This is a genomic window from Paraherbaspirillum soli (assembly GCF_042654985.1).
Taxonomy (GTDB): Bacteria; Pseudomonadota; Gammaproteobacteria; order Burkholderiales; family Burkholderiaceae_D; genus Paraherbaspirillum; species Paraherbaspirillum soli.
Genome location: NZ_JBHSMT010000008.1, coordinates 461464 through 479491, shown reverse-complemented (window position 1 = coordinate 479491; position 18028 = coordinate 461464). Strand labels below are relative to the sequence as shown.

At 54.2% G+C, this 18028-nt stretch carries 15 protein-coding genes; 6 read left to right on the top strand and 9 right to left on the bottom strand.

Annotated elements, in window-relative coordinates:
* Positions 1-105 precede the first annotated feature (105 nt).
* Positions 106-378, top strand: a complete 273-nt coding sequence (locus ACFPM8_RS04925) for a hypothetical protein (RefSeq protein WP_378995546.1) — start codon at positions 106-108, stop codon at positions 376-378.
* A 65-nt stretch (positions 379-443) separates the two neighbouring features.
* Here the strand turns inward: ACFPM8_RS04925 and ACFPM8_RS04920 are convergent, their stop codons facing one another.
* Positions 444-1250: an AraC family transcriptional regulator gene (locus ACFPM8_RS04920; RefSeq protein WP_378995544.1), complete on the bottom strand. Its 807-nt coding sequence runs from the start codon at positions 1248-1250 to the stop codon at positions 444-446.
* Positions 1251-1336: 86 nt separating this feature from the next.
* Here ACFPM8_RS04920 and panB point away from each other — a divergent pair, with 86 nt between their 5' ends.
* Positions 1337-2164, top strand: coding sequence for a 3-methyl-2-oxobutanoate hydroxymethyltransferase (gene panB, locus ACFPM8_RS04915; protein WP_378995542.1), 828 nt, complete (start codon positions 1337-1339; stop codon positions 2162-2164).
* Positions 2165-2322: 158 nt separating this feature from the next.
* Here the strand turns inward: panB and ACFPM8_RS04910 are convergent, their stop codons facing one another.
* From ACFPM8_RS04910 to ACFPM8_RS04885, 6 genes are all read right to left on the bottom strand, one after another.
* The gene (locus ACFPM8_RS04910; RefSeq protein ID WP_378995541.1) at positions 2323-3633 is read right to left on the bottom strand and encodes an alpha/beta hydrolase family protein; all 1311 of its coding nucleotides are present in this window, start codon (positions 3631-3633) and stop codon (positions 2323-2325) included.
* Positions 3634-3871: 238 nt separating this feature from the next.
* The gene (prpF, locus tag ACFPM8_RS04905; protein WP_378995539.1) at positions 3872-5023 is read right to left on the bottom strand and encodes a 2-methylaconitate cis-trans isomerase PrpF; all 1152 of its coding nucleotides are present in this window, start codon (positions 5021-5023) and stop codon (positions 3872-3874) included.
* A 94-nt stretch (positions 5024-5117) separates the two neighbouring features.
* On the bottom strand, positions 5118-6020 hold the full coding sequence (locus ACFPM8_RS04900) for a GIY-YIG nuclease family protein (RefSeq protein WP_378995745.1): 903 nt from the start codon (positions 6018-6020) through the stop codon (positions 5118-5120).
* 234 nt (positions 6021-6254) lie between these two features.
* Positions 6255-8900, bottom strand: coding sequence for a DEAD/DEAH box helicase (locus ACFPM8_RS04895; RefSeq protein ID WP_378995537.1), 2646 nt, complete (start codon positions 8898-8900; stop codon positions 6255-6257).
* 7 nt (positions 8901-8907) lie between these two features.
* On the bottom strand, positions 8908-10503 hold the full coding sequence (locus tag ACFPM8_RS04890; RefSeq protein ID WP_378995535.1) for a site-specific DNA-methyltransferase: 1596 nt from the start codon (positions 10501-10503) through the stop codon (positions 8908-8910).
* A 40-nt stretch (positions 10504-10543) separates the two neighbouring features.
* Positions 10544-10759 (bottom strand): DUF6471 domain-containing protein, encoded by a 216-nt coding sequence (locus ACFPM8_RS04885; RefSeq protein WP_378995533.1) that lies wholly within the window; start codon positions 10757-10759, stop codon positions 10544-10546.
* A gap of 812 nt (positions 10760-11571) precedes the next feature.
* Here ACFPM8_RS04885 and ACFPM8_RS04880 point away from each other — a divergent pair.
* Complete coding sequence (locus ACFPM8_RS04880; RefSeq protein ID WP_378995531.1) at positions 11572-13032, top strand: hypothetical protein; 1461 nt, start codon at positions 11572-11574, stop codon at positions 13030-13032.
* A 932-nt stretch (positions 13033-13964) separates the two neighbouring features.
* Here the strand turns inward: ACFPM8_RS04880 and ACFPM8_RS04875 are convergent.
* The gene (locus ACFPM8_RS04875) at positions 13965-14825 is read right to left on the bottom strand and encodes a sigma-70 family RNA polymerase sigma factor (RefSeq protein ID WP_378995529.1); all 861 of its coding nucleotides are present in this window, start codon (positions 14823-14825) and stop codon (positions 13965-13967) included.
* Between the two features lie 285 nt (positions 14826-15110).
* Here ACFPM8_RS04875 and ACFPM8_RS04870 point away from each other — a divergent pair, with 285 nt between their 5' ends.
* The 3 genes from ACFPM8_RS04870 (at position 15111) to ACFPM8_RS04860 (ending at position 17206) form a co-directional block, all read left to right on the top strand.
* Positions 15111-15569 (top strand): carboxymuconolactone decarboxylase family protein, encoded by a 459-nt coding sequence (locus ACFPM8_RS04870; protein ID WP_378995527.1) that lies wholly within the window; start codon positions 15111-15113, stop codon positions 15567-15569.
* A 414-nt stretch (positions 15570-15983) separates the two neighbouring features.
* Positions 15984-16064: a tryptorubin family RiPP precursor gene (locus tag ACFPM8_RS04865; protein ID WP_378995743.1), complete on the top strand. Its 81-nt coding sequence runs from the start codon at positions 15984-15986 to the stop codon at positions 16062-16064.
* Between the two features lie 107 nt (positions 16065-16171).
* Positions 16172-17206 carry a cytochrome P450 gene (locus ACFPM8_RS04860; RefSeq protein WP_378995525.1) on the top strand — a complete coding sequence of 345 codons (1035 nt, stop codon included), beginning with the start codon at positions 16172-16174 and terminating at the stop codon, positions 17204-17206.
* Between the two features lie 21 nt (positions 17207-17227).
* On the opposite strand, the gene ACFPM8_RS04855 is transcribed toward ACFPM8_RS04860, so the two are convergent.
* On the bottom strand, positions 17228-18028 hold an 801-nt coding region (locus ACFPM8_RS04855; RefSeq protein WP_378995522.1), incomplete at its 5' end, for a hypothetical protein.

The window sequence follows — 18028 nt, the reverse complement described above, 5'->3', positions numbered from 1 at the left end:
GAACAAGTCGTTTCCCTTTGCGAAACTGGTTGGATATTCTTACCAGTACGCAAGCGGCTACGAAAAATATCACCAACTGCCGCTAACCCAACTTGTGAACTCATCATGAATAATTCATCGCCGACCTGCCAATTTGCTGGAACCTTACCCGCCTGTTCGAGAGTCCCATTGCCGCGCTCGCAGCGCCTGTTTGACTACACCGTGCGTGTCGTGCAGTTATGGCAGCAACGGCGCGGTGCGCCCAAGCTTTCCAAGGCCGACAAGCTCGCGGACCGACCACAGCTTGAACGTCACTTGAACGACCACGTGCTGCGCGACATCGGCTTGATCGACTCGCTGCCGCCACGCGATGGCGGACGAGGCTGGGAGCGTGATTGAGGCCGGACTCTGCAATGACAAACACCTCGAACGCGGCTGAAAAAAATCAGCATGACAGCAGCCGCTCACGTATTCAGGCGATGCGACTGTTTGACGAACCTGCCCGGCGTCATGCCATAGCGCCGCTGAAACAAGGCGATGAAGGCAGAGGTCGATTCATAACCGAGTTCGCTGGCCACCGACGTGACGGCTTCCCCTGCTTCCAGTCGCGGCAACGAAGCCAATAGGCGGATAGCCTGCCGCCATTCGGTAAACGACAATCCGGTTTCCTTCCGAAAGAGACGCGCCAGCGTGCGTCGGGTCGCGCCGACCAGTTCGCCCCAATCATCCAGGCTGCGCGACTCGCCGGGACTGGCTTGCAAGGCAACCGCAATTTTCAGCAGGCGCGAGTCGAGCGGCATCGGGACCGTCAATGGCGCCGCGGCCAAGTCCTTGATCTGGTCGACAATCACCGCCACCAGGCGTCCGTCCCGGCCTTCCACGTCGTAATCGACGGCCATGCCCGCAGTGGCCATGATCAGTTCCCTAAGCAGCGGCGTCACGTTGAGCACCGTGCAATCCTGCTCGAAATTTTCCAGTGCCGAAGCCCCCAGATAAAGGCTGTGGAAAGACACCCGGTGATAGGTAGAGACCGCGTGCGGCATGTGCGGCGGAATCCATACCGCGTATTGCGGCGGCACCATGCTATGGCCTTGCGGCGTCTGCACATTAAGCACACCGGAGGTCGCGTACAGAAACTGCGCCCACGGATGGCTGTGCATCGCGACGCTGCTGCGTTCGGGAATCTCCAATGCCCGCACAAACAGCGGCCGCGGCAGCTGCGTCATCGCCGGCACTTCGTAATGGCGCGCTGATTGTCCCGCCAGCAGCATCGTTTGTCCCCTTGTCGCAAGTCTGTCATGAGGGCCAATGATAACGTCTCCTCCTATTCAAACCAACGAAGAAGGGATTCCCGTTCATGAGTACGCAAACATCTATTTCCCGCAAAAGCATCGCCACCATTCGAGAGCAGAAGGGTGCCGGCAAACTGGTTTCGCTGACCGCCTACTCGATGCCGATGGCGAAACTGGTCGATGCGCATGCCGATGTGATCATCGTCGGCGACTCGGTCGGCATGGTGCTGTACGGAATGCCAAGCACCTTAGCTGTGACGCTGGACATGATGATCGCGCATGGCCAGGCGGTAGTGCGGGGATCGACCCAGGCTTGCATCGTGGTCGATCTGCCGTTCGGCGCTTATCAAGAATCGCCGTCGCAAGCGTTCCGCTCCGCCGCCCGCTTGCTGACAGAAACCGGCGCCCAAGCAGTCAAGCTGGAAGGCGGGGCCGAGATGGCCGACACCGTGCGCTTTTTAGCCGATCGCGGCGTTCCGGTGATGGCGCACATCGGCCTGATGCCGCAGCAAGTGAATACGATGGGCGGTTTCAAGGCGCAAGGCCTGACCAGCGCAGCCGCCGAAAAAATCTTGAACGATGCGGTAGCGCTGGAGCTTGCAGGAGCGTTTGCGGTGGTGATCGAAGGTACGGCGGAAGCGCTGGCGCGACGGATTACTGAAACATTGCGCATCCCGACCATAGGCATCGGCGCCTCGCCGGCTTGCGACGGCCAGGTCCTCGTGACAGAGGACATGCTTGGCATGTTCACCGAATACACGCCGAAATTCGTCAAGCGCTATGTCGACATCGCTAGCTCGATGAGCGGCGCAATTGCCGAATATGCCGACGATGTGCGGCGAGGCGCATTCCCGGAACCCGCACACTGTTTTGCCTATGGCAAGGCCGGGTGAGTCATTCGCGCCGTGTGCCTGCCTATGGAGCACCTTGAAAAACCGTAGCGAGCGGCCCAAGGTCGGGCCGAGAAGCGCAGCCGTACAAGGGGTACGGCGAGCATCACAGGCCCGAGATTGGCGAGCTTGCCAAACCCTGCAGTAGGTTTTTTGGTGCCCTATGGGTGCGAGCGGAACATCGCAGCGTCGCCGTAAGAACCTTGGACGCGGCCATTCATCCAGTCGAACATCAGCCGGTAATAGCCGACCGAGTTGCGCACGCCGCCCGCGAATCCCAGGGCCCGCGTTTTATATTCGTAGATGCCGTGATCCGCATTGGGAAACACGGCAACGTCGATAGGTTTGCCGGCGTGCTGCAAATCGACCAGGCGTGCAACTGTGGTCGCGCTCGGCGCCACCGAATCCGATCCGCCCAGGACCCACAGCTGGGGCGCGCCGATTCCCTGCATGACCGATAGCGCATCGTAGTGCCACAACACCTCAGGGCTTTCGCTGCTGGCCTGGTCGAACTCGCCGCGCAAGACTTGTCCGCTGTATTGACCGGATATCTTCGAGAACCACGGCTCGGCGCCGTACTTGCGCCGGACCAGATCCAGTTGTTCGCGGTTGCGTTTGAAATCTGTCTCCGCAACTTTGGCCGTGGCATCCGTTACTTCCTCGATTTTCGGCGCCAGCTCCGGGCCGAAACCCTGCTGCCGGAGTTCGTAGGCCACTTGCCAGGCATCCTGCTCAAGCGGGTCGCCGAGCACGCCAAAAGCGACCACCACGAAGTCCGCCTTGGCTTTCGCTGCCGCGAGTGGCGCAATCCATCCGCCCTGGCTCATGCCGAGCAAGCCGATGCGGCCGATCCGCGAACCGGCCGCGTTGCGCACCGCTTCAACCGCGGCGGCGGCGTCCTGGCCCAAGGTTTCGAAGTTTTGCGTGTAGACACCCTTGGACTGCCCGGTGCCGCGCTTATCGTAGACGAACGAGGCGATGCCGGCGCTGGCCGCCAACAGCGACGGCGTGTTGGCGCCGATCGTCGGCGTCATCTCCGAGCCGTGTACAAAGACCAGGGTCGGCGCCGGTCCGCTGCGATTGAGCGGCTCGATCAGTTGACCCGTGAGTTCCGCGCCGCCGCTCTTGAATTTGATCGTCGTCATACGCAGGGGCTCGCGCACCCAGTGCTGCGCCTCGCCGGCACTGAGTTCTACCGACGCGAATTTTGCATCGCACGACGCCAAGCTCAGCCGGACCGGCTCCGGTCGCGATGCCGGCCAGGCGGGATGCGCAGAAAAGGTACCGGCGCTCTCGTGTTTCAACGTCCCCAACCGACCGTCCATGTACACGTAGCGAAACGTATCGGCAGCGGACAACGAACGGATTGCAATCGCCTCGCCATCCGGCGCGCGGTAAGTCCCGGCCAGACAGGACAAGGCCGGATCGGCTTGCCCAGCCTCGGCCCTGGCCCCGGCAGCAAGGGCGAGCAAGGCTGCTGCAATCGACACACCCCGGAAAACCGTTTTACGAAATTCGCCTGCGTTTGTTTTATTTTCTGACGTCACGTTACTTTGCTCCTGTGGTTGAGAGTCTGCGTTGAGTGCGTAACGATAATGTATCGGCGGAAAAATTTCAGTGTCGTCAGGAAATAAACAGCATCGGCGATGCCGGGAAATTGATCTGCAGCCGCGGCCGCCTGCGCCGACGTCAGCGATGAAAAGAAAATTTTTAAGCGGGAATCCGAACCGCTCCCTCCATCAACCGCCTGGCGCTTCTGCTCATGACAGCCTTGACCACGGTCCAGGTGCCGTTTCGGACGACGGCGCTGGCGCCCACCGATAACGATCCCGACGGATGACCAAAGCAAATCTCATCCTTGCGCGCACCGACAGTGCGTTCAACAATCGTTCCGGGAATCGCAGCGGCGACGGCGATCGCGACTGCGCCGGTTCCAGTCATCGCGTGATGCAATTTCCCCATCGACAAAATACGAACCGTCAGATCGATATCTTTGCGACTGACAAGCTTGCCGCTGGAAGCGACATAATCCTGCGCCGCGGAGACGAACGCCAGCTTGGGCGTGTGCGGACGCTTGGCCGTGGCTTCATCGGCGGTGGCGGCCAATCCCATGACCACCGCACCGTGTGCGCGGAACGTTTCGCACAATTTCAATAACTGCGGATTGTTGTTGACCGCTTCTTGCAGCTCGCATCCAGTCAAGCCGAGCGCTTTCGCGTCGACGAAGATGGCGGGATTGCCGGCATTGATCAAGGTCGCTTCAATCTTCCCGAGATCCGGGATATCCAGCGTATCGATCACCTGCCCGGTGGGGAACATCGCGCCGCCGTCGTCATCGCCGACACCGCCTGGATCGAGAAATTCGAGTTTGATTTCGGCAGCAGGAAAGGTCACGCCATCCAGCTCAAAATCGCCATCCTCGACCACTTCCCCATCCCGCATCGGCACATGCGAAATGATGCGTTTGCCGATATTGGCTTGCCAGATGCGCACTTGTTGCATCCCGTTGGCGATGCCTTCCACCAAGCCCTCGCTAATCGCGAACGGACCGACCGCAGCGCTCAAATTGCCGCAGTTGCCGGACCAGTCAATGACCGGCGCTTCAATCGACACCGCGCCGAACAGATAGTCGACGTCGCAATCCGCGCGAGCCGATTTTGAAACAAGAACCACTTTGCTGGTGCTCGAGGTCGCTCCACCCATGCCATCGATCTGCTTGCCGTAAGGGTCAGGGCTGCCGATGACGCGCAACAAAATCCGGTCCCTTTCGACCGGATCGGCTGGCAATGCATCCGCATGAAAAAACACGCCTTTGCTGGTGCCGCCGCGCATGTAGACGGCGGGGATGCGTAATTGCGTCATGGCAGTGGTCTTTCTAAAAATAAGTTGTTGATTGGTGTGCCGGATTGATTAACGAAGTCGGCACATGGTCGGCCAACGAGCTGGAAAGATAATTTCAAACGTCCGGCAAAGACGCATCCTCGACCTGTTTCAAAGTCTGACCGCTAGCAGTTTTCCAACTCTGCGGGCCACTGCGCGCTGTACCCGCTACCATTGCCGCCGCATAGCTGGATGAACTTAACAGCAGGTCGCCAGCAGCCGAGAAGCATTCTGCTTGCTCATGCAACATGCCATCGGCCAACAACTGAGCTTTGAGATTGACGAGCCTGCTGGGCATACTATCGCCATGCGACTTGGCGAGTTGAGAGCCCTTCTTCAGCACAAAACCTTCATCGGTCACCGCGCCCTTTGCCAGCAAACCGTTGATCGTAAAGCTAAGGTTGAACAGTGGATTGCTTGCCTCTATCGGAGGGTGCTCGTTCTTCGCGCCTATCTCGCCATTAGTCGCAGGTAGCAGCGGTTCGAGAATCGTATAGCCGAGCACGCCAAGGACCATGCGGATGTTTTCGACAAACTCCTCCATTGCATCGCGGTCGGCGCGCGGCAGGCTGGATTGGGGTGGCGTATTGCCATTCTCTAGTTGATATCTAGCCGCATCTTTTGACAACGATACAAGCGCTGATTCCAGATATTTGATGTGCGCCTTGGTTAGGTTTTCATCTTTGCTGGTAAAAATTACGACCTCGCTCCAGAATTCTTTTTTACGGTCGTGAGTCGTAAGCCGTTCCAGTACATTTTCTGATTCGCCAATGTAGGCGAGAGATTTTGTATCGCTCAGCCGGCTTTCAAACAGAAAATAGACACCCGGCTTCGACGCTTCAGGCCACTTGGCCAGTTCGTTCAGTCTGCTTCTTGGACAGGCAATGCCTTGACCGGTCCAATTCACTAGTTCGGCATATCTGATCCCGGTAACGGTAGCGTCAGCAAGATAAATTCGGATGGATTTACCGACAGGCACGAGACGCTCTCCCTTTAGTTCGTCAATATATAAATTCTGCTTGATATCCAAAAACTGAGGTCACCCATTGCCAATTGGGATTTGCTGAACCTTTGATCGCACGGATCGAGAACCGCTTGCAAAGGTGCAGGCGTTTCCCACATTCCCCTCTAGTTCTTGAGACAACGCGCCAAGAGACCTGCGTGTGCTCAGCGCATTCTCAGCCCGCCGCGAAAATTCAACTCCTGAGCAACGTTAGAACTGCGCTAGCTTCTTCAACGCATCCGCCAATCGCTCTGCCCCATTAATCGGATTGTTGTCGAAAACCATCATATACTTGAACGATCCACCAGACTTGGATTCCCATAGTTTTCCCAGCTTGAGCTTAAGTTCGGAATCTGTGTTGTCCCGATCATCTCCTTTTGTTTCCAGAACCACGATCTTTCCGGTCTTGGTCTTGAGGATAAAATCGGGGTAGTGGTTGAGAAATCCATTAATGCGGAATCCCTTGCCCCTGGACAGGTTGCGGTGCCACCATTGGATGCTTTCCAGATTGGCGATATCGTTGATCACACGTCCCTCAAATGCACCCATGGACGCCTCAGTGCCGTATAAGCTCTTTGGCAGTGCCGGTGCATTGGCCGACGGGGCGATCATGTCGGGGAAGCTGAACTGAGGCTGAACCACGATCTTGTCTACATCAAGCAGGTCATTGAATTCCTTGGTCGCATGTGCATTTGCCAACGCAGTGATCTTTTGCTTGATCTTGCGTACATAGGCCACGTCACGCTCCAAGCAGTCTCGAATTTGTTCGGGCGACCATGTTTCTACGATTCGCTGAATGTATTTTTTCACCTCAGGATCGGTGATCGGGTACAAGTTGCCGACGAGATGGACAAGTCGCGCCGTAATGTCGCGCACTTGACTGTCCCGCGCACCTTTTAGAATTATGCTGTTGAAGCGTTCTCGTTCCGTTGCATTGATCTTGAACGGCTTAGGAGCGTAGTTGTGGTCTCCGAGCTGCTCCAGATCCACTCGGTACATTTCGGTAGCCACGTCCTCGAAGTTGATATTCCCATCTGCCTGCGATAGCTTAAATTCTTTGAGGAGTTCGTCGCGTTCAAATAGCTGTAACGCGTTGTCGTCGTCAAACCATCCCCCCGTCGCTACTCGGATGAAAAATTGAGGCAATTTGAGCACAAGCGCGTCATCGTGGAATATCTCCTTTAGCTTGTGTTTGTTCATCTTATCCTCAAGGTCTGCTGGCACATCCGAATCCGCCGCCGCTTCGGCCCTCGCTTCGAACTCCCTATTCTGCGTTACTGCTTGGGCCTTCACAGCCTCGACAAAAGCTATCGTTTCGGAAATCGGTGACGGCACACCTACTTCCGCGGCCGCTACTGTTGACCAATCGGGCGACACTGCGCTCGTGTCGATTTCATATTCGTCCTTAGTTTGTTCGAGCTGGATTCCGCCCAAATCGAAAGCGACCTGTCCATTGTCGGTATCAGCTTTTTCGATCGGGTGAACTGCATTGAAAGTACGATAATCGTTGTCCGAAAAGCCAGCTCGATTGAGAGCGCGAACTACGCTCTGAATCGTATCCATGAATCGGCTGCTCGCGGTGAAGACGTAGGAGAGATTCAGCAGGTCGTGGCCGTGTTGCTGGACATGAGGCATGCGTAGAACTCGGCCAAGGATCTGCTCCACATCGACCGCCGACGATTTGTCCGCAAGCGATGCCAGCACGTAGGCAAACGGGCAGTCCCAGCCTTCCTTCAGGGCATTCACTGTGATGATGTAACGCACTGGACAATTCCGACTCATCAGATCGACGCCTTTCAGCTCGTTCAGACTTGCCGTTTTGATTTTTATTTGTTCCGCCGGTATTTGAAGTTCAACTAGCTTTTCCTTGATTTTTTCGAAGGTCGTATTGTCATCGCCGATCCGTGGTTGCGCTTGAAAGAGCACAATGGGGCGAATGTATTTTCCACCCTTCTTCTCTTCGGAAATCGCGATCTCCTCTAATTGACGGCGCAGGATTAAGGCGCTTTCAATCACTTCGCTTCGGCTGGTCCGGTTCGCAACTATTACCGGGAGCTTAACCATGTGATAGCGCTTGAGCGCCATGGCGTCCACGTAGCTAATGATATTGCTGTTGTTTTTCGGAGTGGCGGTGAGGTCAAGAATGAAGTGCGGATTGAGATTTACCAGCATTTCTACGGACAACGATGTTTCCGCGTTGTGACTTTCGTCGACGACGACAACCGGTTTGAGGCGGCGAATCACATTGATAAGTGCCGATGCGTCATATTCAGGAAGCCGCCAATCATCGTCCTGTGCTTCGGCGCCGGTGAGAAACGATGCGAGGTATCCATTATCCTGAAATATTTTCCGATCCTCCTTGTTTCGGGCACGCAAGCTGTCGAAACTCATTACCACGATAGAGAGCTGTTCTTTTACCGCATCGGCCGAGAATCCGGCGCCGAGCAACATATCGCGTTTTTCATAGACGGTCACGCGACCTTTGAAGAGCTGATTGAGTCGTTTGCTGTATGGATGATCCGGGTCGGAAAGGTTCTTTACCGTCTGTTCTAGAATCGCAAGGGATGGCACCAGCCAAACCACGAGCTTGGCTCGTTCCGGGCTATGGGCAATGAACGTATCAAAAATTGTCTTGATCGCGTTGACGGCGATATAGGTCTTGCCGCCAGCAGTCGGCACCTTGGCGCAAATATGCGGAACACCCGACACATTGTTCCTGTACGCATCCATACGGGTGACACCTCTATCGGCCCAAAACGCTTTGAACGCTCTGGCTAGATGAGGTGTTTTTTCCAGCGTAGACAGATAGACGGCGAGATCATTGATTACGCTTTGTTGATAAGGTTTCAGTTCCATGCCGCCCTCAAAATCGCGTGATATCGCGAGGTATTTTCTTGAAAATAATGCTGTGCTTGACCATGAACTCCTTGGAGAGAAGGCAGCGGTCAGCGTAGATAATCGCGGTACTTGGCTTGGCGTTTCCAAATTTCAGTGTTGACAGAAAATCCAGATCGAGGCTCGTCGATTGTTCCGCCTCGTAGTGGAAGATCCATGCGGTTTCACGATTGAGACCGAGGAGGTAGCGCGTGTATGGATTTGCCTGCTCAGTGCGGTCGCAGTCCGGAATGCCTTCGCTGTAAGCTACATATCGGCGGATGGCTTCAAGGCAGATTGCTTCGTTAAGCGTACCCGACTCAAGGAAAATCGGTTCACCCATAGTGTAGTAATCGAAATTGCCTCCGAGGCCCGCGACAGCCTTGCTTCCGTCACCATACCCACTCATCACGCGGCGCACGCGCTCCGCGGTCACTGTCTCGGCGTAGTCCTCCATTTCGACCAGAATAAAGCGCCGATTACCACCATCTTCCTTGTTGAGCTTGAGGACTCCGTGAGCAGTCGTGCCGGAACCCGCGAAAGAGTCAAGGACTACAGCGTTTTTGTCTGTCGCCATTCTCAAGATGCGCTCCACCAAAGCGCTAGGCTTGGGAGTATCAAATGAGGACGTATCCGGGAACAGGCCGCGAAGTTCATTTTTTGACGAGCGATTGCTACCGACGCTTTCCTTAGTCCAAATCGTTCGAGGAACCAGATCGGAAACTTCGTTCAGGTAGCGCTTGATGCTTGGCCGGGCATCACCGGTTGGCCCCCACCAAATCCTGCCATCCTTATCCATTTCGCGTAACTTCTCTTCTGAGATTCTCCAATAGCGGCCAGGAGGCGGCGAAAATTCCCGGCCAGTTGGACCGGTGATGGTGTACTGGCCCTTCGAATAAGGTTTGTTCGCGTAGGGGTCTCCCGGAATCCAGTCACCTAGCGGGTCATCGTCGGGATTGCGGTAGATAGAATTTGATTCCTCGTCACGGGGAAGGCGCGCAGGTTGCCAGTCGAAATTCTTCGCGTACACGAGGATGTAATCGTGATCGACTGAAAACTGGCGTGCGGAATTGCGTGGCGAATCGGCTTTTTCCCAAATGATGTTGGCAACAAAGTTTCCGGCGCCGAAGATCTCATCCATAATCGGGCGCAGAATCCCAATCGCATTGTCGTCGATGGATACCCAAATTGATCCGTTATGTGCCATTAGCCGGTGCAGCAGCTTCAATCTAGGGTACATCATACAAAGCCACTTATCGTGGCGCGTCAGATCCTCCCCTTCCTTGCCTACGACTTGACCGAGCCACTTCCTGATTTTCGGATCGTTGACCGCGTCGTTATAGACCCAGCCTTCATTGCCAGTGTTGTACGGTGGATCGATATAAATGCAATTGACCTTGCCTTCGAACTCCGGCACAAGGCTTTTTAACACTTCGAGATTGTCACCGTGGATGATGCGGTTGTCGGCTGATTTTGCCTCTCCGCCTGCAGCATTAAAGCTGTATTGCCGGTCCATTACTCTGAACGGTACTTCGTGATGGTGATTAACTACTTTGTCTTTTCCTACCCATGTCAATGTCGGCATTTCAATATTTCATCCTATGATGTTCTTCTTATTTTCTCGGTCACAACCGGATTTCGGTTATGCCGAGTGCTTTCATGCATTGCATGAAAAACACGAAACTGAACGTGCCGCGATTGACCTTATTAGCGATGCCTTTGTAGCTTTCGTTGACGCCAAATCCGTGCAAACGGCCGATCAACTCTTCATAGCCGACACCTGTCCGAGCCATTTCTGACTTGAGCAAGTTGGTGGCTCGTTCGTTCCATTCCTCATGCATGGCTGGTTTCGCATGGTTGTTAATTGTGGGGAATATTCTACATTTAGATGGATAAATCCACAAATTCGGGGGTGCCCACATTTCACATTACGTCGCAATGCTGAATACTTGGATCTGAACACAATTTTCATGCAGGGAAACTCAAAGGACTGTCCGCATAAATCAGCAGAAGCTGGAGCAAGCATCTGACAAGTCTGCGTTGTGCTATTCGCAAGTAAAAAGGCCTTCTTGCGAGAGGGCCTTTTTACTTACGGATTTTTCACTATCTGTGACACCCTACATATAGGTTCTCGCAGATGTTGAAAACAACGCCACTGATTCATAACGTAATTATCAATACTGTGAGACAAACTATGTTGCGTATTGTCTCAAAATTGGTGACTCCCCTACGCTATCTCAAATTAAGTGAAAACCGCCTATGAAGAGCTCTCGAAGGGATTTCATGCCCTCATAAAACTGAATCGACCATTTATGGCTAGCACGAGTCCGCCGGCGCCAAATGAGGAAATATTTCAGCAATTTAAATACATACATTGTTTATTAGCGAATCCTCTTGATACCAAGTAATCACCTGAATTATTTGGAAGATATAGGCGCTTTTCGCGGAGCACGCACACGACCGAGAGGTGGTCGCGAATTCTTCTGAGGATGAATATATTTCGGTGGAGCATCGAGTTCTTTAATCGTGAGATTCCCAACATGTGGTAAGTTTTGTTGCCATTGATCAATTATTAAATAAATGTATTTGTAGACCCTCCGTGTTACTTGAGTGGGTGATATGGCACTCGCGCATACTGACTGGGATAAAGAATATGAAAATCAGCAAACTGTTCGAACTGAAAAAGACGCAGGCGGAACTTGATTTTGTGGACATTGATCCAGAACGGGACGTGGCACTTTTTCTGGATTCACAGCTTATCGGGGCATCAAACCATGTGTTCGCAGATAGATGTCACAACACAATATCCAACTTCTTTTCGCTGTTTTTGGAGCTGATTCAGGAGGGGGAGCGCGATCAAGCGCGGGAGCTATTTTCTTACTTAAGCGAGCCAAACGAAACATGCCTCGGCTCCTCTAAAGGCGAACCTGCAGGCCGTGGTGTGGGAGTGGAACAGGCTAGTGACATATTCGAAAGTATCATGGGCAGCCGCGCCATTGAGACCGGAGTTCTAGATCACTTAGAAGACTTCAGAATCTTTGTTCACGGAGTTGGCCCCGACAAAGTTTCCGACATGACCACCAATATCATTCGTAAAAATTTGATCGAATATACTCAGAATCAATGCGCGCTTCATAATATTCCCATGCGGCCCGCAGTAGCGACTAACCCTTGGTGGAACGCAGAAACGCGCCAATGGGAAAGCTCGCATGAAACTATGCTGGTCATAAACCATCACCCCATACTTCTTGTACCAAAAAGCCTTGTGTCACGAGGTGTTTCTTACTCATTTGATCGATACCATCGGCAATGGGTCCTCAACTTTGTGAAGCGAGACCACCTTGCTTCCAATGGTCCTCACGTTAGACGAAGGAAGCCAAAAAAAGGACAGGCAGAGGGCGAAGCCTATGTAACGAAAGGAGATATGGCGAAGTTCGTCGCACCACCAAATAAAGATTATGTCGCTGGGTTCACTCAAAAACATCCGAAGATCTTTAAAGATTTCAAGGAGTTTTCTAAAGAAAATGCAAAACCGTTGACAAACACGGAAATTAATTCCACGGTCGACATGTCGGACTTGTGCCAATATCTGATCAAGAAATTAGTCAAGACTCCCTCTGGAAACGATGATGCGACGAACTACCATCATCTGATCATCGGCATACTCGAGTTGATTTTTTATCCGAATCTTACGTGTCCAGTGAAGGAGAAGGAAATTAACGATGGGCGCAAACGTATCGACCTCGTTTTTGACAACTCAGCAAGGAGCGGTCAATTTTATAATCTTCATCAGATTAGAAAAATCACTTCGCCGTACATTATGGTCGAGTGCAAAAACTATGGCACTGACGTCGCCAATCCAGAAGTCGACCAGCTAGCAGGCAGATTCTCAATAAATCGTGGCCGCTTCGGAATGCTCTTGTGTCGATCCGTAAAAAACTATAAAAAGCTAATTCAACGGTGTCAAGATACCCATAATGCTCAGAACGGACTGATCATTCCCATATTGGACGATGATCTGATCAAAATTCTGAACGCTAAAGCTCAATCACCCCAGAGTAGACCCGAAGAGGACTTCCTCGCTGAACGCATTCGTGAGGTTGCGATGGGTTAAACCTCATGGCACGTATCGGGGGTAGATTATTACTAACCAAGTTGCCCCGTTATTGGCCAGAAAGAACCACCCTCCAGTACCCTGATTTTTCTGAGTTGGGGGAGCCAATCGAAGCTCAAACCTACGTCGAGTTTAGCTCATGGGAAACAGTAGTCGCTCGTCTGCAATTGATCGATGGCGTGTGCTGTCGTCATTAAAATGGTTAACCTCTTTACCGGCAGACAGCCTACACGTTGGCTGGAATCTGGCACGTAATTCAAGAGTGTGAAAGTCGTCCGTCAGTCTTAAGCGGTCGCTGGATTGTGACAATCCACTAGCAGGAAGTGGCCGAATGGAGACCGTCAGCAATGGCATTTCATTCCAAGTACTGCAACTCAAAAAAGCCAATCTAATGGATTGGCTTTTTCACTTCACAAGATTATTTCATTATTCATGTTAGAAGAATTTCACTAACTTGACACAAATCTCACTTTCCGTGTCATTCGTGTAGGGCATCACAGATAGTGAAAAAACAGCTTTTGATTTTAAAGGCTTTTTTCATATCTGCGACGAATCGCTCGCCTAACTTTGCGTCACAGATTATGAAAAAAACCCACACTTCGTCCAAGACAATGAAAACGACACGCGGTCGCTCAAACACAAACGACGGGAACATCATAACAATTCCAAGCAATTGCCAAAAATTCTAGCTTTTCGACAAACCGAGTAGTCTCTATTTTGGCCTGGTCATCACATCCATGAACGACAAAGACCTTTTAAAAATCGACGACCTGAGGGGCTTGACTTGCGGGCGTCACCCCACGTCAACTAGCTTCTGCTCGAATAACTCGATGACGGTGTGCAGCTTAGTCCGTTCACTTGACTCGCTCTCCTGAAGACTCCTAATTACGTTAGAAATCGATGCCTTGTCCCAGCGTCAGCCCAGCACCAACCTAATCACCCAACACTCCCAACCGCAACCCGTGCAGCCGCGCCGCATCGGTAGCCACTTCCACGCCTGTGATTTTGCCGTCGGCCACGGTAAAGCATAGCGCTGCCATCAACCGGCCCAGCGGGGCCACCACCAGGGCCGGGCTGCCGTTGACCAGCGCCAGCCGGGTAAACGGCGAGCGTGCTGCATAGCTGAGCGCCCTCTGCACCACCGCCGCCGCGCCGCGCACTGGCATCGGCGCGCCGTCGGCCTGCAGCACGACATCCGGGGCGAGCACCGCCAGCAACGCCTGCATATCGCCCGCGCGCGAAGCTGCCAAGAAAGCCTCTACCACTTTCCGTTTGCCGATCAGTGCGGCCGATTGCAGCGTGGCGCCGCCTTGTACCCGGCGACGCGCCCGGCTGGCCAGCTGGCGCGTTGCGGTCGGCGTGCGCTCCACGATGGGCGCGATCTCTTCAAAGGAAAGGTCGAACATATCGTGCAACACAAAGGCCAGGCGCTCGGCCGGTGTCAGCGTGTCCAGCACCACCAACAGCGCCAGGCCCACCGATTCGGCCAGCAGCGCTTCTTCCTCAGGGTTGATAGCGGTTTCACTGTCTTCGGCCGGCTCGTGCTCTTCCAGCGGTTCTTCGCGCTGGACGTTGCGGGTGCGCAGCATATCCAGGCAGATATGCGACACCACCGTGGTCAGCCAGCCGGGCAAGTTGGCCACGGCTGAGATATCGGCCCGGCTGAGCCTGATCCAGGTCTCCTGCACCGCATCTTCCGCCTCGCTCAACGAGCCCAGCATGCGGTAGGCCACCTTGCGCAAGTGGCTGCGATGCTCTTCAAACAGCAATGCCAATATTTTTTGTTGGTCCATCGGTCACGTTTCTCCTTTGCGTTACGTCATAGCTTATGACGGAGCAGAACAGGCCGGTGTGACAACCGGCCCCGAAAGCAGCCGTCCGCATGCTAAACAGCCGGCGCAAACCCTGTCAATCAACCGGGCACGTCGAAAAACCTACTGCGCGGCTCAATCTCGGGGCTGCGATGCTCACCCGCTCCGTACGGATGCAGGTGTTGCAACATCGTCGCCCCGACCTTGAGCCGCTCGCTACGGTTTTTTCGAAGTGCCCAATCATTAAACAAGCGAAAGAGAAAAATCATGCAAGCACGTATCAAAAACCCCGCCTTGACCGTACCTGAAGCCATGCCAGCTCTGATCGCGCTGGGCAACGCCGCAAAAAAGGCAGGCGTAGCAGCCAACACGCTGGACCTGATCTACCTGCGCGCCAGCCAGATCAACGGCTGCAGCGTCTGCGTCGACATGCACTCGCGCGACCTGAAAAAGCTGGGTGAAACTGACGAACGCCTGTACGCCGTAGCCGCCTGGCGCGAAACCGCCTTCTTCACCGAAGCCGAACGCGCAGTGCTGGCCCTGACCGAGGCCGCCACCCGCGCCGCCGACCGCCCGGACGCCGTACCCGACGAGATATGGAACGCCGCCGCCAAGCATTACGACGAAGCCGCGATGGCGGCGCTGGTGTTGAATATTGCGCTGATTAATTTTTGGAACAGGGTCAATTTGACGACCAGGCAGGTGGCGGGGGCGGCGTCTAAATAAAGTTGCGGGACAACGAGGCCATTGCGTCATACGATGAGCCTCAAGCCAGCAAGCATCTGACAAGCGTGCGTTGTGCCATTCGTAAATAAAACGGCCTTCTTGCGAGAAGGCCTTTTTTCTTTCGGATTTTTCACCATCTGTGACTCCCTACAACCCAGCATGTAGGGCCTCGCAAAAGGTGAAAATTCAACATATTGATTTTTAAGGAAATTTTCAGGTATGTGAGACAAATTCCATCCTCCTTTGCCCCAACCGAATTCGCCGCTTGCGTTTTTATTGCCCAATGTTAATATTTGCACGGCGGAAATAACCTGGGTTTTGACATTTCCGTCATGTCGTCAATAGCAACAGCCGCACTACTTGAGCATTCCATGCTGCCGAAAGGCGGTCCACTAATAAAGGAAGGTGCTACTCATGAAAATTCTGTTCACTCTTAAGAATATGCTTACACGCGAAAAAAGCCTGAAGGCATATGCGTGGTACATCTGGTACTAATGCAAGCCATCAGCTGATTACAGGGATGCGGTTGGAGATTCCACCGGCGTTCGGTGTAGCCCCAATCGCTCCTCCGGACGTGGACATCCGTCTATTGGAGACCATCGATGTCTAGTACTGGCAGCCGCATCCGAACCACCGTTTTTTCACCGAGGCTCCAAGCCCTGTTGCGCGATCATCGCGGCGCGGACGTTTTCCGGCTGGATTCGAGCACCGTTGGCGTTGCCGGACCCGCTTTAACCCATCAGATCCTCAGCGCCAGGCCGGCCACCGAATTCGAGCGGCCGACGTTCAAACCTCTGCACGGACGGTCCATCCCTCGCGCCGATGCCTTGAAGTTGATGCAGGCTATCGGCAGCGATGTGCGGGCGGCATTGAAGAAGCCGGTATCCAATACAGTCGATTTTTCCGGTGCGTGGCCGCACGTCGGGCACGTCTACCTGCGCGATCTCATTCTCGGCGACGACCCGTACCGGCTGCGCTTCCTGATGGACCGCATACTGGAACTGACGCCCAAACTGACCTGGGCGGTCATCGCCGCCGGAGCGGCATCGTCGGTCCGACTCCAGCCGGGCGCATCCGCGATCGCGAAACTGACCGCCAATGCCGCGACCTACCATGAGCGTCGCTATGCCATGGGGATGTACCGGCGCACAGCCGCCCCGGTCTGTTTCACCATCTCCACGCTGGTCGCCAACGCACTTTGGCTCGGATCGCCATTTGACGACGACACGTCGAACCGGAACATCCTGTATGAGGCCATGCGGCTGCTGCCGCCGTCCTGGAACATCTTAAGGAACGCGTCCCCCGAATACGCCGCCCTCGACTCCCGCATCGGTCCGAACGACGACGTCCTGATCTTGCCGTTTGTCAGTCATCGCGACCCCGCAATCTGGGACGACCCCGACGAGTTCCGTCCCGAGCGCTGGGACAGCATCGACCCCGATGAGCAGCCCGGCTACCTTCCGTTCGGCCACTCATCCGAACGCTGCTGGGGACGACATATGGTGATGCCCCTGGCCGAGAGGCTGCTTGATATTCTGCGTAGCAACGGCCTTGCGGTCAGCCCGCAGCAAATCAAAGCTGAAGTGCCGCTGACCGGCCTGCTCGGTGTCTTTCAAGTCAACATCAGCCGGCAATGAACTGAGCAGTCCACACCGGGATTATTTAGGAATGGAGCCTTTTGCGGCTTCGATGGCGGCATCGACGCGACGGAATAACGGTTTATGTAATGACCGCGCATGCTTTGGCCAGTGTTTCCAGGTTTGCTCAAGCTCGGCGCGCAGACCCGCGGCGGTTTTAAGATCCCCGGTGGAAGCTGCCCAGATCGCATATTCGGCGCGCGATTCGATGCCGCCGTAGTTATTTACTGTTTGCGTAAAGTGCTGCTGGGCCTGGTGATGATCGCCGGCCGCGGCGTATGCCCGAGCCAGGAGCAGGGAGACCTCTTCGGCGCGAAAGCCAGGGGTGCTATTCATGATCATCGTTAATAGCTGAATGGCGGCAGTCGGTTTTTGATCTAAAAACTTTACCTTGGCTGCGCCGAAACGGATCTCTGGATCGTTCGCAAAAGGACCTTGCAGGCAAATATCAAATTGTTCCGCTGCTTCCGCGGTTGCGTTTGACTCCAGCAATGCATTGGCTAAGTGGATTCGGTTTTGCACGGTAGGCGTCAACTCGAATGCCGCTCTGGCGGTTCTGAGCGCCTTGCTTGGATCGAGCGTCTTTACGGCCAGGGAAGTAACGTTCTTGATCCCGCGATCTACACCGGACGACGGCAGGTACTCGACAAAGAAGTAGGCAATGCTGCCCAGCAGCGGGAATGAAAAAAGAATGATGAGCCAGTAAATCTGCCGGCCTGTCTTCAGTGCGTGAATCGCGAAAAATAGCGCAACTAATACGTGTAAACCTATCCCAAGAAACGGCATTGCGACTCTTTCAGTTTGTGTTGTTGTTAATGATGG

Excerpts from the sequence above, each read along its gene's own strand:
- ACFPM8_RS04870 (WP_378995527.1), top strand. The coding sequence starts at position 15,111 with ATGCAAGCACGTATCAAAAACCCCGCCTTGACCGTACCTGAAGCCATG.
- ACFPM8_RS04890 (WP_378995535.1), bottom strand. The coding sequence starts at position 10,503 with ATGCCGACATTGACATGGGTAGGAAAAGACAAAGTAGTTAATCACCAT.
- ACFPM8_RS04860 (WP_378995525.1), top strand. The coding sequence starts at position 16,172 with ATGTCTAGTACTGGCAGCCGCATCCGAACCACCGTTTTTTCACCGAGG.
- ACFPM8_RS04920 (WP_378995544.1), bottom strand. The coding sequence starts at position 1,250 with ATGCTGCTGGCGGGACAATCAGCGCGCCATTACGAAGTGCCGGCGATG.
- ACFPM8_RS04925 (WP_378995546.1), top strand. The coding sequence starts at position 106 with ATGAATAATTCATCGCCGACCTGCCAATTTGCTGGAACCTTACCCGCC.
- ACFPM8_RS04880 (WP_378995531.1), top strand. The coding sequence starts at position 11,572 with ATGAAAATCAGCAAACTGTTCGAACTGAAAAAGACGCAGGCGGAACTT.
- prpF (WP_378995539.1), bottom strand. The coding sequence starts at position 5,023 with ATGACGCAATTACGCATCCCCGCCGTCTACATGCGCGGCGGCACCAGC.
- ACFPM8_RS04875 (WP_378995529.1), bottom strand. The coding sequence starts at position 14,825 with ATGGACCAACAAAAAATATTGGCATTGCTGTTTGAAGAGCATCGCAGC.
- panB (WP_378995542.1), top strand. The coding sequence starts at position 1,337 with ATGAGTACGCAAACATCTATTTCCCGCAAAAGCATCGCCACCATTCGA.
- ACFPM8_RS04865 (WP_378995743.1), top strand. The coding sequence starts at position 15,984 with ATGAAAATTCTGTTCACTCTTAAGAATATGCTTACACGCGAAAAAAGC.
- ACFPM8_RS04885 (WP_378995533.1), bottom strand. The coding sequence starts at position 10,759 with ATGCATGAGGAATGGAACGAACGAGCCACCAACTTGCTCAAGTCAGAA.
- ACFPM8_RS04895 (WP_378995537.1), bottom strand. The coding sequence starts at position 8,900 with ATGGAACTGAAACCTTATCAACAAAGCGTAATCAATGATCTCGCCGTC.